At 51.8% G+C, this 16,605-nt stretch carries 10 protein-coding genes; 1 reads left to right on the forward strand and 9 read right to left on the reverse strand.

Annotated features, from left to right (window positions below; all coding sequences use genetic code 11):
• Position 1: 1 nt before the first annotated feature.
• Positions 2-925, reverse strand: coding sequence for an ABC transporter permease (locus NNL21_RS17245; protein ID WP_256555293.1), 924 nt, complete (start codon positions 923-925; stop codon positions 2-4).
• A 239-nt stretch (positions 926-1,164) separates the two neighbouring features.
• Between NNL21_RS17245 and NNL21_RS17250 the strand changes: the two genes are divergently transcribed.
• Entirely contained in the window at positions 1,165-3,414 is a 2,250-nt protein-coding gene (locus NNL21_RS17250) for a helix-turn-helix domain-containing protein (RefSeq protein WP_204818484.1), read from the forward strand.
• 139 nt (positions 3,415-3,553) lie between these two features.
• On the opposite strand, the gene NNL21_RS17255 is transcribed toward NNL21_RS17250, so the two are convergent.
• The 8 genes from NNL21_RS17255 to NNL21_RS17290 all read right to left on the reverse strand — a co-directional run bounded on the left by NNL21_RS17255 (position 3,554) and on the right by NNL21_RS17290 (position 16,423).
• Complete coding sequence (locus NNL21_RS17255; protein WP_204818485.1) at positions 3,554-4,993, reverse strand: N,N-dimethylformamidase beta subunit family domain-containing protein; 1,440 nt, start codon at positions 4,991-4,993, stop codon at positions 3,554-3,556.
• A 38-nt stretch (positions 4,994-5,031) separates the two neighbouring features.
• The gene (locus tag NNL21_RS17260; protein ID WP_256555294.1) at positions 5,032-6,921 is read right to left on the reverse strand and encodes a beta-N-acetylhexosaminidase; all 1,890 of its coding nucleotides are present in this window, start codon (positions 6,919-6,921) and stop codon (positions 5,032-5,034) included.
• 26 nt (positions 6,922-6,947) lie between these two features.
• Positions 6,948-7,700, reverse strand: a complete 753-nt coding sequence (locus NNL21_RS17265) for an SDR family NAD(P)-dependent oxidoreductase (protein WP_204818487.1) — start codon at positions 7,698-7,700, stop codon at positions 6,948-6,950.
• A 25-nt stretch (positions 7,701-7,725) separates the two neighbouring features.
• Complete coding sequence (locus NNL21_RS17270; RefSeq protein ID WP_204818488.1) at positions 7,726-9,030, reverse strand: M20/M25/M40 family metallo-hydrolase; 1,305 nt, start codon at positions 9,028-9,030, stop codon at positions 7,726-7,728.
• Positions 9,031-10,194: 1,164 nt separating this feature from the next.
• Positions 10,195-10,347 carry a tyrosine-type recombinase/integrase gene (locus NNL21_RS17275; protein WP_256555295.1) on the reverse strand — a complete coding sequence of 51 codons (153 nt, stop codon included), beginning with the start codon at positions 10,345-10,347 and terminating at the stop codon, positions 10,195-10,197.
• Positions 10,348-11,113: 766 nt separating this feature from the next.
• The gene (locus tag NNL21_RS17280) at positions 11,114-14,236 is read right to left on the reverse strand and encodes a COG1470 family protein (RefSeq protein WP_204818489.1); all 3,123 of its coding nucleotides are present in this window, start codon (positions 14,234-14,236) and stop codon (positions 11,114-11,116) included.
• 698 nt (positions 14,237-14,934) lie between these two features.
• Positions 14,935-16,050, reverse strand: coding sequence for a LacI family DNA-binding transcriptional regulator (locus NNL21_RS17285; RefSeq protein ID WP_204818490.1), 1,116 nt, complete (start codon positions 16,048-16,050; stop codon positions 14,935-14,937).
• 76 nt (positions 16,051-16,126) lie between these two features.
• The gene (locus tag NNL21_RS17290) at positions 16,127-16,423 is read right to left on the reverse strand and encodes a CBS domain-containing protein (protein ID WP_204818491.1); all 297 of its coding nucleotides are present in this window, start codon (positions 16,421-16,423) and stop codon (positions 16,127-16,129) included.
• Positions 16,424-16,605: the final 182 nt, after the last annotated feature.

The following is a 16,605-nucleotide window of genomic DNA, read 5'->3' on the forward strand; positions in this document are numbered from 1 at the left end:
ATTAAAATAACTTATTTTCTTCATTTACTTTTTTCACGACAAAATTACTGAGCAGTACGACGATGAAACCCATCGCGGATTGAAATAACCCTACGGCGGAGGACATGCCCAGATCGCCTGAAGCCTTCAGCATCCGATAAACATACGTGTCGATAACTTGCGTGACGGGGTACAGCTGTCCGATCTCCCTAGGAACGAAGAAGAACAAGCCGAAATCCGAGTAAAATATTTTGCCAATGGATAGAAGCGTCATGATCGTAATTAACGGCATCAATAGCGGAATCGTTATTTTGCGGATCATTTGAAGTTTCGTGGCCCCGTCTATTGCGGCAGCTTCAAAATACTCTTGAGAGATCCCCATGATGCCAGCATAAAAAATGATGCTCATATATCCGAGACCCTTCCATATGCTCACTAACGTTAATAGGATGGGCCAAACCCAGGTTTCGGTGTAGAAATCAAAATTGATGCCAATCCGTTCCAATAATGAGGTTAGCACGCCGTACGGTCCAATAAAGGAATAGGTCATATACGCGACAATGATCCATGAAAAGAAATAAGGGAAGAAAAAGATCGTTTGATACGCTTTCACCATTCTTCTGCTTAAGACTTCGTTCAAGAGAATCGCGAACACGATGGAGAGCAATGTCCCAACTGCGATGAACAGGATATTGTAGGAAAGCGTGTTCCTTACAACAAGCCAGACATCGTTCGAAGTAAAAAAGAATTTGAAGTTGTCGAAGCCGACCCACGGACTGTGAAACAAGCCTTTCTCGTAGTTGATGTTCTTGAAAGCAATGAAGATGCCAGCCATCGGAACATACGAGAAGACAAAGATAAGCAGGATTGCCGGAAGTGCCAGAATGCCTAATTGAATATTCTTCTTATAAGACTGTGTGCGTAGTATTCCTTGCTGCTTCTTCACGGAATGTGAGACTCCTTTCGCCGGGTGTAATGATGGGTTTATCTGTCCTTGGCTCCATAGTAGGTTTTGCGCTTCAAAACCGCCAGTTCTAAAACGTTTCTGTGGTTCTGTATCGCGAAAAACCGAAGTTCTCATAGCGGATTTTTGTTCTAAAATGAGCACTTTTACGCTTAACGCCATTTAGGCGATTGATTCGTCCTCGCCTTTCAGGTTAGACTTTAGTTCGAAGGGGTGCATCTATGATAAAAAAGTTCATATTAAAAAATCCGTTCCAGCTTTTTCTAACGATTCTGCTTCCATTTTTATTGAGCACGCTTCTCGTGATCTTCGTCCAATTCTCCTTTCAAGGACGTATATTCGAAAAGTTCGCTCTTGAAATGGTATATAATCAGCAGCAAACCGATCTGCAGAATACGAGCAGAAACGTCAGTCTCATGGAGCAAAGCGCCAATTCGGTTGCGACCAGCGCCTTTTTTGACGAAGGCATCCAAGATCTCCTGTATTCGGATGTCCACTCGGAGGACTACAGGAAATATCAAAGGAAACTGGAATTATACAAAAACCTTTATCCGTTCCTGCAATCGATTTATATTTATAACGGTCATAACATTCATTCGGTACCGAGCATGGACTTTGTTTCCGACCGCAGCACCTTTGACGATAAAGGGATTTTCACGATTTTGGACGACATCCAAAACAATAGGACGCACAGCATTGTTCTTCGCAAGATCCCAAACCCATTAGCCGATTTATCAACCAATGCAAGCGATTACATATATGTCTATTCCTATCTATTCTTTGATTCCCAGGTTCAAAGCGGCAAAGTCAGCGAAGCCATCGTCCTGAATATTTCAGAGGAATGGGTGAGGCAAAGCATCGGTTCTTCGGATGACAAAATAAACCGGATTTTCATGATCGACCGTAACGGGATTCTATTGTCCAGCGATTCCATCCATCCGCTTCAAAGCGATTTAAAGGATAAAGACTATATTCAAATGATCCACGCTTCCGCCGAAAGCAGCGGAAATCTTCGAATCGATGTCGATGGCGTGGATTCGTTCGTGACCTACGCAGCTACCGATGTATTCGGCTGGAAATTGATCAGCATTACGCCGTATTCCGAAATCGTCAAAGAAATCGTCAAAATGAAGCATAAAACCTATCTGCTGGTGCTTTGCTTCATTATAGGGAGTATTGCGCTCTCGTTGTATTTTTCACGAAAGCTGTACTTGCCTATGCGATTAGTGATCCAGAATTATAACGTTTTTGAGAGGAACGATTTTCACTACAAAAAACAGGAGTTTTTGCGGAAAATGGTCGTTTCGGACGATTCCGTTTCGATTGAGTCCTTTCAGACGCAGTTTACCAAATATCATATTGCGCTCAAGCCCTCCGATTCCTTTCTGGCCGTGCTCATCAAAATTGACGACTATGCTGAATTTTGCGCCAAATATAACATGACCGACCGCAGCTTATTGAAATACGGCGTTATCAATATCGTCTCGGAGCTGCTATCCGGCGTTTATGCGCATGAATGCATCAATATGGATGAAGATCAGATTCTCGTCTTGATCAGCTCGGCAGCCTTGCCTTCAGACCATGAGCAGTTAACGGGTTCGTTCAGAAAAATTCAAGAGCATGTGAGCCAATATTTGAATCTATCGATATCCGTTACGTTCAGCGAACGGTTTGAAACGCTATCCGGTCTAAGGCATCATTATTTGAAAACGTTGGACCTGTCCTTCTACCGGTTGGTCTTTGGGCATCAATCGCTGATTTTCAATGAGAACTTGCCTGTTCACACAGACGATTTCAAATTTCCTCAGGACCAGGATAAGAAGATGTCCGACGCTTTGATCCAAGGTCAATTAAACGACGCTAAGGCTGCATTGTCCGCCATCATTCAATATGCTTCCAAGCATAGCTTGACCATTCTGAATTCCGTTCTGATTCGCTTGCTATTGTCCATTCGCCACGCGATCGAAGTGTTAGAGGCCAACCATTCCATTAACGTCAATTTCAATTTCAATATTTATCTTGCCAAGGTGCAAAAGATTGAAACCTTGGAACAAATACAATCCGACTTTATGGATTTATTCGAGAAGCTATCGATTGAACTGGAATCAAAGAAAGACAATAAATATATCAAGCTGCTCGATGAAGTGACTTCAATTATTCAGAAGGAGTATGCCAATCCGGCCTTATCCTTGGTTACGATTGCCGAACAAGTGAATTTATCTCCGTCCTATTTAGGGAAGCTGTTCAAGAAGCACCGCCTGATCTCGATAACGGATTTCATCAACGGTATCCGGCTTTCGTCTGCGAGGGATCGGATCGCATCATCGGACGAAGCCATCAATACGATTATGGAAAGCTGCGGATTTCTAAGCAGAAGCCACTTTTTCACGCTGTTCAAAAAGGTTTATGGGGTAACGCCTGTTCAATATCGAAGCAATGCCAAGCTTCTCAAAGGCGATGAGATTGGATAATGAACCCGGTTCACACAAAAGCCTACCCCCCAATATTAGGAAGGATAGGCCTTTTTACTTGTCTGGAGCCGAATCGGCATCGCCGCTCGGGGTTAACATCTCTCCGGCATATGGCGTTCAGCTTCCTTCAAGCACCTCTTCAATCCGCACCCGCCTTATCCGGGTTATCCCTTAAACAACGGGCCAACAAATTTCGTGTGATTTGTTGGACTCTAGGGTCTGGACCGAGTACCCGGCCAAACGTGCCCGAGGCCGGAATGTGGCCGGGCGGATTGCTTAATCCCTCCGCCCACCAGATCGTCCCTGCGTTGAACACCCAGTTATTGCGCGGACCCGGATAAATAACAGCCGCATGCTTGCCATCGCCCATACGCAGAGTACCATCCGCAATTTCCAGAGCTGCAGGCTCATTCCCTACCAAATCGCTATGGGCCAATATTTCCAGACCCTCTATTTCCTTGAATGGTAAACCGTGATACTCCCACCCGATCAACCCGGGAATGCAGTCGCCCGCCTTCATGCCGGTGCCCGCAAACACCCAATGCTCCGGATTCACCACCGTCCAGTCGCCATACCCCGAAGCAAACGAGGCGGCTCCCATCAATTCATGCTCATCCACAAATCGCTGTTGCCTTGCAAATGAACGATTCGGCGCGTCGGTGACGTTACTTGCATAAGGGATGATCTCATGGTATACGGCGTTGCCGGATAGAAAGAGAAGGCTGACCCCATGATCCCGAGCGGCCGATGCATGTCGGTACATGTCCCTTGTCCAATATTCATCATGTCCGGCGGAAATAAATACTTGACAGGTTTCCAATAAGCTTGGATCACTATGAAGATCGAGATTGGAGCAGTACGTTACATCGTAGCCTTCGGCCTCAAGCCAGTAGGCGAGCGGGAACTCCCATAGTAGAAATTCACCGGAACCGCAGGATAATGGTGAGTCGACGACCTGAAAGTACTTGCCGTACGGCCGATCGAAGCTTACCCGAACATTAGGGCCGGTAAACCAGGGATTCGATCCGTCATCGTAAAGCGAGCTGGTCCCGGGCCATTTGTTATATGCCTGCCAGGTCAGATCGCTTACTTGAACGAGAATGTCCGTTTTCCTTCGCTGCTTCACTACAAAAACTAGGTAGCTCTGGGCTCGCAAGGATGCTTGTTTCGTCAGCTTGGCCAGGTAAACGCCGCTGATCCATTCGTCAGGAATCCGCAGGGTCACGCTAGGCTGCCACTCGCATTCCCGCAGCCGTTCCACGGTCTCCGGCGGCACCGGTTGTTCTTCTCCTTCGAACGGACCGAGCTGCAGCATATGCCGGCCGCCGGTGCCGCCGTAATATCCTAGCCGGAAAATATCCACAATGAACCGACAGGCAGGCAATGTGCTCACCATGAAATCGATGCTTTCCCCCGGATAGACGCTAGTTTGTGAAGCATATCCCTCAATCGCAGCGGAACGGGCTCCAGGGATCAGATTTGATCCAAGACCGCTATTCAACTCTTCAAACTCATATTGGGTAAGCTGCCAGTTCAACGTACCCGTCTGTGTGTTTTCATTTGCAATAAGGTTACCCATTAACGTTCAACTCCACATATCGAATGAATACAGCCATCCTAGTCTACGGATTGAATAAGTCTGCTTGCCGTGGGCATCCCCTTGTACCAGTAACAGTCCACGATGCCTTCCTGTCCTTGATACGGCAAGCGTTCCTCCTCAAGCTCTTCCAAGCGCCTGATCCTTCCGAAGACATAATCGTCCAAACGGCGGATCGCTGTTCTAAGGCCGGACAGCAGCCCGCCATAACGGAAATCGATGACCTCCCAGCCAAACGGTTTGTACAGCTGGTGCCACTGGCTCAGATGATATTCCCGCAGTTCTTCCACCCGGCCGATCAAATCCACCAGCTCCCTCTGGGCAAAATCAAGCAGAGACGCTTTATCTCCATTCTTATAAGCGCGTGTGATTCTTAAGCCAATCTCCGATTTGACGGATAGGACGCGGCACAGCTTATGTAAAACCCCGAATACTTGACCCCATTGGCCATTGCGCCGCATCGCTTGCTCATATTGAATGGCTAACTTAGCATAATGCTCATCTAACGGCAATCCATCGATATTGTGATCGAACAGCCCCATTAACACCTGCTGCCACAGCAAGTAACGGGACGGATTCACCATTTCGCGGTTTCCTTCGAAAGTGCCGGGAATTTCGTCGACAAGACGGATGTCCATGAAATCCTCATAACGGCCGCCGGTGCAAAATTCGAATCTTCGTTTCAACTTAGGTTCATCCACTTGCTGCGCATACCCGTGTTCCGCGAACAACTGCAAGCCGAGAAGAGCGGAATAAATATGGCATTCCGATCCGTCGTCGCCCCATAAGGTCGCGATGATTTCCTTCACGCCTTCTCTCTTGCATGCAGCCAAAGCCGCTTCGGTGGATGCGAAGGTTGCGCCATAGTTCAAGCAGAACCCTTTCCAATTCCAAATCCCGCCTGCAAAGATGGGAGTTGAACCAAATTGCTTATGCTTGCGAATAAAATCGAGATAAAACGCCTCGTCGAAGTGATAATAATCCCAGAAAATATACTGAAGATTGGGAGGCATAACCTCGGAAATGTTGTCAGGCAGGATCATATTCCGATCGTAGTTATCCCCCACATCAGACCCCGCCCGGAAATACATATCGCTCCATATCATCGGCTTCAAGCCGTGCTTTTCAGTGATCTGCAGCACCCTTGTAAGATGCTCGTTCATGATCTCGAACTTGGAGCGCAGTCCGTTTTTGAGCAGGTAATTCCCTTGACCGAGCTTCATCGCTTCGTCCATGCCAATATGGATGCGCTTCGTCCGAACCGGGCTTGTCGCCGCAATGATCATCTGCTCGATAAAAGCATATGTTTTCTCTTCTCCCACGAGCAGCGTATCCCCATCATCCTTGATGTCCGCGAAGCAATCCCATTTGATTACCTCTCTCAAATGGCTTAAGGTTTGAATGCACGGAATAAGTTCAATCCCAAACAGATTGGCATAATCGTCGCATTGGCGGATCTCATCTTGTGAGTACCTGCCCCTCATATAGCCGAAATAGGGCTGCTCTTGGACTTCATAGCTGTCCTCGGTGTACAGCATCAGCATATTGAGTCCCATGGCGGCCATCTTGGTCATTAACCGTCTAAGGGTCTCGGCTTGCAATACCGCATTCCCCTGAGAAACGTCGATCATCGGGCCGTTCGTGCTGAACTGAGGCACTTCCGTCATATAGAATTCCTGTTTGTCCTGCATATGCTCGAGGAGCAGTCCGAGCGCCCGAAAAAATTGATGCTTATGCTCATATTGAATCCAGGCTTTATCCCCCGATTTCGACACGACGATGATGTTCTCATTCTTCTGTGTGACTTGAATCGGCATTCCCTCATCCTTTACGGAGAAATGGAATTCTTCAGCAAATATCCGGATGCCGGGCTCCAAATCGGAATCTTCCAATATAAAATGTAAGTTCACTTGTATGCCTCCTGTTGTCAAATCCATTAAAATGCGAGTTGTCCGCCATCGACTACAAGGGTTGTGCCCGTTATAAAGGCCGCATCGTCGGAAGCGAGGAAAGCGAATACGCCTGCTACTTCGTCAGGCACTCCGGCCCTGCCCAGCGGGATATTGGCACGAATGTAGGCCTCTACAAATTCCGGGCTGTCGATCGCTTCGGACATGGGGCTTTGAATATAACCCGGACAAACCGCATTCACACGAATGCCGCAGCCTCCCAGCTCTAAAGCCATCGTTTTGGTCAACAAAACAATGCCGCCCTTCGATGCGTTATAATGTGCATATTTGGCCTCGCCCACGATCCCATTGGTGGAGGACATATTGATAATGACGCCTCCCCCTTGCTGGACCATCTGGCGGGATACCCGCTGTGCGGTATAGAACATGCCGTTCAGATTGATGTCCAGCATTTTGCGCCAATTATTGTCCTTCATCTCCAGGAAGTCTTCTTCCCAAGCAATGCCAGCATTATTGGCAAGAATGTCGATCCGGCCCCATTGCGAAACCGTTCGTGCAACGGCTCTCTCGATTTGGTCGGCATCGGAAACGTCTGCGAGCAGGGGCAGCATGACATAACCCGCGGCTTTAAATTGTCTTTCCGCTTGATTTAATTCTTCCATACTGTTGGATACGACTGCCAACTTCGCGCCTTCGGCAGCGAAGCGTTCGGCGATCGCCAAGCCGATTCCTCGGCTCCCGCCGGTTACGAAAGCTATTTTGTTACGAAATCGTTCCATCTGTTCATCTCCCTCCGTCTTACGCTTATGTCGTTAGCCCATCACGATCCAGGTAACCACACCACTGTACAATCGTTCGCGCATAGATCTCGACAAGCTTCAAGAACGCCGGAATATCGATATATTCATCTGGCGCATGCGCATTCGCTCCAACTGGGCCCATAATAATCGCCGGGGTATTCGTATACTGGTTGAACATGAAAGAGTCGCATGCAAATGGAGCCCCTGTAATACTGCCATATTTCCCGTCAGTCGCTTCACCCGCAATCTCCGATAACAGACCAATTAACGGAAATTTCGAATCCACCTGCGTTCCGGGCAGAAAGCGGATTAATTTTCTGAAGGTAGGCTTGTTCCATTTCATATATTCGTCAGCATATTTTCGTTGGAAGCCGTTCACCAATTCCTTCTCGAGCTCCTCTTCCGTAACGCCCGCGTGGCATTCTACCCATAGATCCACATGACATTCGGCCGGCCCCGTGTCGCATAACGGCGCATTCATGTCCCCGGCTTCCAAGCGGGTGACAATAACGGGGAGGACATGGTCATGAATAAAATAAGGAGCAGGCCCCCCTTTCTTCTGCCGCTCGGCTTCAAATTCCTCCAAATAAACGATAAATTTCGCCGCTATATTAGCCGGGTTAATGATGGTTTCTCCACTGAAGGACATTCCCGTATTTCCTGTAAATGTAACTCTCCATTGGGCTCCGCCATGATTACCCGGACATACCGACATGTTCGTTGGTTCGGGAATGATTGCAGCGTCGGGATTATAACCTCTGATTCGACTCGCCAACGTTCCGTTCGCCCCGCCGAACTCTTCATCGACAACAGACTCGACCAGGACATCTCCTTGTAGTTGAAATCCAAGTTCTTTCAGACAGCGAACTGCCGAGATTGAAGCTACCAGACCGCCCTTCATATCGAATGTGCCTAGACCATACAGTTTCCCATCCTCTATGTGCGCTGCCCAAGGATCTCGATCCCATCCGGAGGCTGCCGTAGTTGTATCCATATGGCTGGAAAAAATAAGCGACTGCCCACCGCCTGTTCCTTTCCACTCTGCTACAACATTCGGGCGGTCTGAATAATCCTTGCCGGGAAAGTAGCCTGGATGCTCCTTGAAACCGGGTACTTCTTCCGGCGTAAATACATCCACTTCTAATCCCATGTCCCTCAGCACTTGTGAAAGAAAAAGTTGCGCATCTTTCTCCGTACCTGTCCATACCCGATTCACCGTATTAAAGGAAACTAGATCCTGTACAAGCCGAATCATGCTCTCTTCATTCTTTTCAACCCATTCGCGAATCTCTGCCTCTGCATGCTTCAATCGGCCATCCCCTTCCACGATCAATAAAGAATCTCACAGTTGTAAGCTACCGTGACTAAATCTTATAGTTCGCAAGTAAGAATCACCAGTCCTAAGGTGTTACTTGAGTTCTGTTTATCGTAAAATTGAAGTTCTCAAAACAAGCTTTTGTTCTGAAATGAGTGTTTTTATGATTACGGGCCGTGTTCGAATCGGGCATATATAAAAAACGCATCCATGATGGCCATGGACACGTCCTATAATCAGAGGTCGAAAACATCCGTCTAGCTTTGATTGACGAAATGATGGATTTCAAGAGACTGAGATGCTGTGTTTTTAAGTTTGTTGTTAAATTGCTCTGTAGAAGGGAACAACTCCTCGTTATCTGCTCCCTGTGAATGACTTCTGTTGGATTCATCGGCACCATACTGAACGGCTTACATTAATCTAACTAGAGGTTCTGTCCTCGTATCCCCAAAATTCTAAAAGCCGCTTATTTTCTTTAATATCATCCTCAGTTAAACGGCCCAATTTCAGCTTGGCAAGTAGAATGAGTTCTTTACGATCAGTATATGTGAAGTCCTTGTAGATCTCCTGGTTATTCTTATGGAATATATGGATTAGCTCTGTTAGTTCGAAATACGATAAAGAACCTGATTTCCATTCCAAAAAAGATTGATACAGAGGATCCAGAGCATCTTCAGTTACCAATTTGTGATACTCATCAATAATTTCACGTTCTTGCTGTCGTTTTTGTTGTTTAGGAGTTAATTTGCTATCCTAGTTTTTTCCCCTTTTTATTTTGGACTATGGCCAATTTAATGCCATGCTCACAAGCAAAGCGACGTTAAAAGAACCGACGATGCAGTTCTCGCCGACGTTCGCCGCGCAGCTGAGCATATATTTGGGTGGTTGATGCTTTTTCATGCCCCAACATCCCAACGGCGTTCCGTTATCAAGGAGCTGGCATGTAGGTATGACGAAAGCGATGCGGGTATACATTTGCTTCGATCTCTCCCCGGTCTGCAAGCCGCTTTAATGCCCACCTGAGCGTTGGAATGGCCATTCGTTTTACTGGATTTGTATCGGTTACAAATTGGGCTTTACATGAGTCCTCACGATTGGCTAAATAATACTTTACACTCGGTGGTGAAATATACCTCTCTTTGCATTGAACCCTTGCATTTACAATGGCGAGCAGTTCTCCCAGTTCAGATCCTCAATATTTATCATCTCAATCTCTCCAATTCGGCAGCCTGTACTGTAGAGAAACTCAAGCAGCGCTCTTTCACTTAGTGTCTGACATGAGATCTTCAGATGAATAACATCTTGCTCCATCAAAAACTTCGGAATTCACTTGTCCATTTTTAGTTAACCAGCATCTTGTGCTGCAAGGCATAGGCTTTCAATGTATTTGGACTAAACCCCTGGATTCGCTTATTCGCTTCATAATGACGTCAAAGCTCGCTTAAAAACATAATAAAACCTCTATTAGAGCATTTAATTGTAATTCCTTCACTATTTTCAAGCGTTTCACCCTCACAACTAGAACTAGGCCAAAGAGCTCCATTGATTTCGCTATTGCCGATTGCGCGGCAAGAAAAACGTCCTCGAGCAAGCGTTCATGACCGCCATCTGCTAGAACATGAAAAAGATCGCCAACCACCTGGCCAAGCTGGCTGGGTAGGGCGATCTTCTTTCTTTTCGTATAAGTGATCCCTCAAGAACTTGATTGATTTATCCAGACCATCTCAAATAACAGAGCTTTGTCGATAGCCTGACACCCGCCGATTCAATGGACCGGCGGGTGTATACGCGTTTCGCCTCCTGACCGCTGCGGCGGGTACGAGAAGGTGCCTATCGCAGCGGCTTCGGCGCTCAATAAGGACGTTTTCGGACCTTGCAGTGACTCACTCCCGACCTCCTCTGCCTGCAAGGTCGATTTTCGACCTTAAATGGGGTTCGGCCGATTTCCGGCCGGACACTCTTAGCCTAGGCCTATCGGCGAAAACCCTGCCACGAGACGGGGCAAGCCTGTTCGCTCGCCGATTTCGCTCCGCTCCGCAAGCGCCCTGCGCACACAGCGCCGGCTTCGGCTCCGGTTCTACTTCAGCCGCACTTCGACACGGCTGATCGTCACTGTCTCGCCCCCGTTGTCCCGGATGCGGAAATCGTGGCCGTTCAGCCCTCCCGCGAAGCGGGCGTGCGGGAGCACGAACGACTTCTCCGTCCACCGGTTCGTGCCATTCTTCTTCACCTTGAATGAATCGTTGCCCCGTCCGGCGTCGAATTCCAGTGTCCAGCTGTCATGCCCTTCGTCCAGATAGCGCACCGTAACGACAACCTTGTCTTTGTCCTTGCCCTTCTCCTTGTCCAGATCGTGCAAGAAACGATCGTCTACGTCGAAATAGATAGCGTGCTGTCCGTCCTGCGGCCGGGTCGACCGCGCCGACTCGCCCTGAACGATACCCGCCGGCTGCGTCGCGCCTCCGTCCGGGACGTCGACCTGGGTCAGCCAGCCCCCTAGATTGCGCTCGCCCAGCAGCGTCAAGCCCCGGTTCCGCTCCTCCGCCGGATAATAGGGATTGTTCACGTAGGCGGTCGGGTTCAGCAGCACGGTCATGCCGCCCGCGTCATATTTAGCGTACTCCCATAATTTGAGCGGATAGCGCGTGTCGCCAAGGCCGTCCGTCAAGCCGGCATTCTTCAGGGAGAAGCCGAGGAAATACGGGTTGATGTCCGAGCAGCCGCAAAGCCCGGTATCCCCGAAATAATGGCCGACGGCGCTCATCACGTCGGCCAGTGCCGGATCGTTCCGATGCGCGAGGAACGCGATGTCCGGCGCCCCGTACAGCGGCAGCGGAGACCCGACGTTCACCTGGCCTTTCCACACCAGCCCTTGCGGCGAGTATTGAATCGTTCCCCGCGCGTCGTTGTAGCTTTGCAAATATTTGGCGTCCCCGAGCTGGTTGTACGCATGCAGCATCGTGACCATGTTGCGCGTCTGCATGTCGAGCCACACCCAGGATCCGTCGGACTGCTGCTCGGCCAGAATCCGGTCCGCCCAGTGGCGGAACTGCGTTTCGTAGGTCGGGTATCCGGCACGCATTAACGCTTCGGAGGCAACCATCAGCCCGTGAAGAATCGACGTCCTCGCGGGCCGCGTAAGTTCCGCCTCATAGGCCCCGTCGACGGCCAACTTCGCGAGCGCGACCGCTTCGTTCGCATGCGGGTCTCCGTACTTTTTGAGAATGTAGGCGGCGGTAGCCAGTCCGTACGGCCCCAATCCTTCGATGTCGACGGAATAGGTCGGGTCGAAGCCGCCCGCGCCGTAATGGCCCGTCTGCAAGATATTTGCGGCTGCGGCATGCGGCCAGTTCATGTTCGGATCGAACCACTCGAACGGCACCGCCTTCAGCGTGACCGGATTCGACGCCGACGGATACGTGATCTCCACCGACGTGAACACGCCGTTCGTCGCCTTCAGCTTCACCTGGGACGGGTGGCCGTCCCACGTGACGAGGATCGACTTGACCCACCAGTCCGGATTTGTCCGGAGCAAAATGTAGCGCTCTTGCGGATTATCGATCACGAAGTCGCCGTTCGAGGCACTCGCTGTCGTGCGGTCCGGCTTCTCCGCGAGCGCGTAGCTGCGTCCCTGCCAGCGCTGGTCGAAATCGTCGACGACCGCCGTCAGCGCGGACACGTCCCCGGTCGCGGAGAACGTCACTTGCGACGGCTTGTCGGCATCGCCGTCCCAGTACCGGACCGCCGCCGCAACATTCGCGGTTCCCGTCGCGTTCGCGTACGTCCGGGTGAAATCGTACTGGCCGCCGGCGTATCCGATCGTCCCGTCGGAATAGGACAACTCTTTGCTCGCTAGCTCCGTGCCGTTCCCTTGACGAACGCGGAAGCCGATGTTGCCGATCGGCTCGTTCAAATCCTGGTCGGCTTCGAACTGCAGATCGGCGGGCACGGTGAAGCTGCCCCGTATTTTTTTCGGCCGCTTGTCATGCTTCAGGAAAAACTCGTAGTCGCTGCCGGGCACCTTCGCGGCCTTGACGCCGTTATATAGCTTCTTGACCAGATCGAGCCGGACGACCGGGGAGTAGCGTTCCTCTTCGTAGAAAGCGCCGATCGCCCGTAAGGAATCGTGGACGTAATGAAGCTCCTTGTTCCGCATGTAGCCGTCGAAATTCAGTAGCCCGTACCGGTCATCATAGAGGCTCTGCAGTGCGTTGGCGCCGAGCCAGTTCAGCTCCGTCAGATCGTAGGGCGCGTACTGCTTCTCCAGCTTAACCTGTTCGGAGCCGAAGGTCCTCACCGGCTCCGGGATCGTGAACAGGTCCTCGTGCCCCGCCTTGACGGTCCGCCACAGTCCGAGGTCGCCGGAGCCCACTGCACCCGGCTCCCGCTGGACGTCGACGCGGATGTCGAGTTGCCCGCTTTGCAAGTCCGACGTCGCGACGGGAACCGTGAACGGCATATGCTCTTCCTTGCCGACGCCTGTCGGGGCGCCGTTCACGTAGACCGTCGCCTCGCCCGTCACGCCGCTAAATGCGAGCCTGATCGGCAGCGCTGGCCAGCCGTCCGGCACCTGGAACGTCCGCGTATAAGATGCGGTCGAGCCCGCCGCGATCGCGATCGGGTCACCAGTCTGAATTGTCTGCGGAGGACCTTGATCGACGGATACGCTCCAGCCGTCCGACAGATCCGCTTGCAGATCGGCCGCGCTGGTTCCGAGATCGTACGTTTGCAGCTTCGCGCGCCAGATTTGCCCGCCCCAGCCGTCGGTCTTGACTTTGTCCTCCAGCCGGACGTACACGTCGGGCGACTGCGCGAAATAGGGCGACAGATCAATGGTGCGGTCCTCTTTGAAATTGCCGTTCACCTCATAATCGAGAACGTCGGTCCAAGTGGCGTTATCGGTCGAGACGCGCACCAAATACTGGCTGGCCAGCGTCAAGGTGAGCAGCGCCTTGCTGTTGAGCGGCTTCGTCAGCTTGTAGGTCAAATGCGACCAGCCGTCCGTGAAACGGAAGTACGTGCCGTGCTCTTGAATCGCGCCGTCGTTCTCAATGAGGAGCGCTTGCTCCGCGGCGTCGCCCGGCGCGAATTCCAGCACGTCAGCGGTAGCTGACGCAGTACGAACAGGTCCCGCGACAGGGACGAGCGCCGCAGCGGTCACGATTGCCGCGAGCGCCAAACTGCCAATAGGCTTCCACAAGATTCATCAACCTCCCAGGTTGCAAATTATGATTTTACCCGAGCCCGGGTAGCTGCTTGCCGCAGCGGCCGGGCAGCGGGCATGAATCCTTGCCTTTTTATTTCAGCATATCCAGCGAAATCACCGGCTTCGATTTGCGGCCTGCAGCCATTGATCCACCGGTTCGTCCCAAGTATGCTCCGTCACCTTTTTGTCCAGATAAACGACCGGTTTCTTGACGGCATGATGTACCGTTTGCATGCGTGCACCTCTTTCGCGTTGGCCTGGCGCGGCCCGGCAGCAACGATCCGATCACCTCCGCTTCACCTTAAAATGATAGCGCTTGCAAAGTCCCGTTCAAAGGCTTGGCTCTGGCATAATCCGCCCCTTTCTTCCATAAACTCGAATGTCTTGCCAAGATTGCGCAACCGTTTGGGATCGATCCCATGGGATCGATCCCATTATGTCACTAAAGAAAGACAGTCGTCAATCCCTTTTTTCGAACCGGTCCCGAACGCTTCCGCGGACGGGGGTTATCTATAGATTCGTCTTGGTGCGCTTCAATAGACAGGGGCGGCATGCGGATCGTCGTGGCACTCTTCCGCAGACAAACCTGTTACGCGGATCGGTAGCGTGCTTCTGCGAAAAAAACGTTTCACGCGGATCGTCCCGCTAAGGGAGCGGCGGGACGGCGATGAACCGGAAGGGTCTCCTCATCGTTATGGCCTCGGCCGGCGATCGGCGACGGTCCCCCGGTTCACCCATTGCGCCTGGACGCGATGCAGGCATTCCGGCGGCGCCGTCTTCCCGTCCGTCCCCTCGTACAGTTCGATGAAAGCCTCCACCGCCTTGCGCCCCAGCAGCTCCTTGGGCACGTGAACGGTGGACAAAGCCGGCGCCATGTAGCCAGCGGCCGGGACGTCGTCGAAGCCGAGCACACTCATTTCGTCCGGAATGCGGACGTTGCGCTCGTACAGCAGCTGCATGACGCCGAATGCGATCAGATCGTTGGCCGCCACGATCGCATCCGGCTTATTGCCCGAGTCGAGCAGCTTCCGGGCCCCCTTGAAGCCGGCCGCGACGCCGGCGATGCCCTCGTCCATGCGCTCGACGACGATGAGGGATTCGTCGAGCGTCCACTGCTCTTCCATCGCGACCCGATAGCCCGCCAACCGTTCGCGAAAGCTGAGCGGAATCGTGCCGTGCCCGTGCTCGCCGGCGATGAACGCGATCTTCCTATGTCCGAGCGCCTGCAGCCGCCGGACCGTGTCCATCATCGCCCCGGCATTGTCGATGCCGATCCACGGAAAAGGCGAGCCCGCATGCTGCGGGTCTATCAGAACCGTCGGTACGCTCCATTCCTCCAGCGCCTTCAGCAGCCACGAATCGTGGGCCAGCACGGCGATGAAGCCGTCTACCATGCCGCTGCGCGCCGCTTCCAGCACGGTTGTGGCAGACTGCGGATCATTCATCGAATCGTCGGTGAAATAGAGGATGTTCAAGCCGGCTTGGCGGCAAGCGTCGGCAACCCCTTGGAAGATGATCGCGTGAAACGGATCCTCGTCCATGCGCTCCTTGGGCAGGCCGAATACGTAGCCGACGGAATGGCTCCGCGACAGCCGGTTGCCGCGCGCGGAAGCGCGGGGAACGTAGCGAAGCTCCTCCATCACCTTCAATACGTTGCGCCGGGTCGCGTCGTCCACAGACGGGCTGTTGTTGATGACGCGCGAAACCGTGGAGCGGCCGACGCCGGCCGCCTTAGCGACATCGTTGATCGTGGCGTTGCCGGACCGCGTCTCGGCCGTCGTCCGGTCATGCGCAGACTTCTTCATCATAAGTTCTCCTTGTCGGTTGTCGTATGCACTTCGATCATAACATTGTTATCGCTTTTTGGGAACGATTCCACGACATTTAAACGCCGCGCCGATCGACTCCATCCGCCGACGCCCGCAAGCAGCCCACCGACCATTCGGCCAGCGGGCTGTCTCGATCGCGATGGCTAATCGAACAAGCTCGCGATGACGCCTGGGCTACCCGCTTCCCGCCGGCCAGCGCGACAACCTCCATTTTGCAGAAGCGGCGCCCGGAATCGATGACCTTCGGGTACAGATTCACCCGGTCGCCGATCTCCACCGGCGCGAGGCAGTAGACGGACGTGCTGAGCGCGGCTATTTCACCGTGCGTTTCATCATCGATTATATATAACATTTATTTAGGAGATCATCCAACTCTTCCGAGTACTTCCTGAAGCATCTATTTATATGATCCGCCCCTGCTAATAGACTGGGTGTTTAGGCCCCACGCGGCTTTTCGAATTACAAAACCGTCAGATTCCGTAAAATGAGTATTAAGAGTATTAGACTGATCCCAATAACAGAAACAGCGGTAGC

It is taken from the genome of Paenibacillus mendelii (assembly GCF_024498075.1).
Lineage (GTDB): Bacteria > Bacillota > Bacilli > Paenibacillales > Paenibacillaceae > Paenibacillus_Z > Paenibacillus_Z mendelii.

Bases quoted from the DNA above. Each gene is read 5' to 3' on its own strand.
- NNL21_RS17285 (WP_204818490.1), bottom strand. From the start codon at position 16,050: ATGATGAAGAAGTCTGCGCATGACCGGACGACGGCCGAGACGCGGTCC.
- NNL21_RS17255 (WP_204818485.1), bottom strand. From the start codon at position 4,993: ATGGGTAACCTTATTGCAAATGAAAACACACAGACGGGTACGTTGAAC.
- NNL21_RS17275 (WP_256555295.1), bottom strand. From the start codon at position 10,347: ATGGAGCAAGATGTTATTCATCTGAAGATCTCATGTCAGACACTAAGT.
- NNL21_RS17265 (WP_204818487.1), bottom strand. From the start codon at position 7,700: ATGGAACGATTTCGTAACAAAATAGCTTTCGTAACCGGCGGGAGCCGA.
- NNL21_RS17290 (WP_204818491.1), bottom strand. From the start codon at position 16,423: ATGTTATATATAATCGATGATGAAACGCACGGTGAAATAGCCGCGCTC.
- NNL21_RS17250 (WP_204818484.1), top strand. From the start codon at position 1,165: ATGATAAAAAAGTTCATATTAAAAAATCCGTTCCAGCTTTTTCTAACG.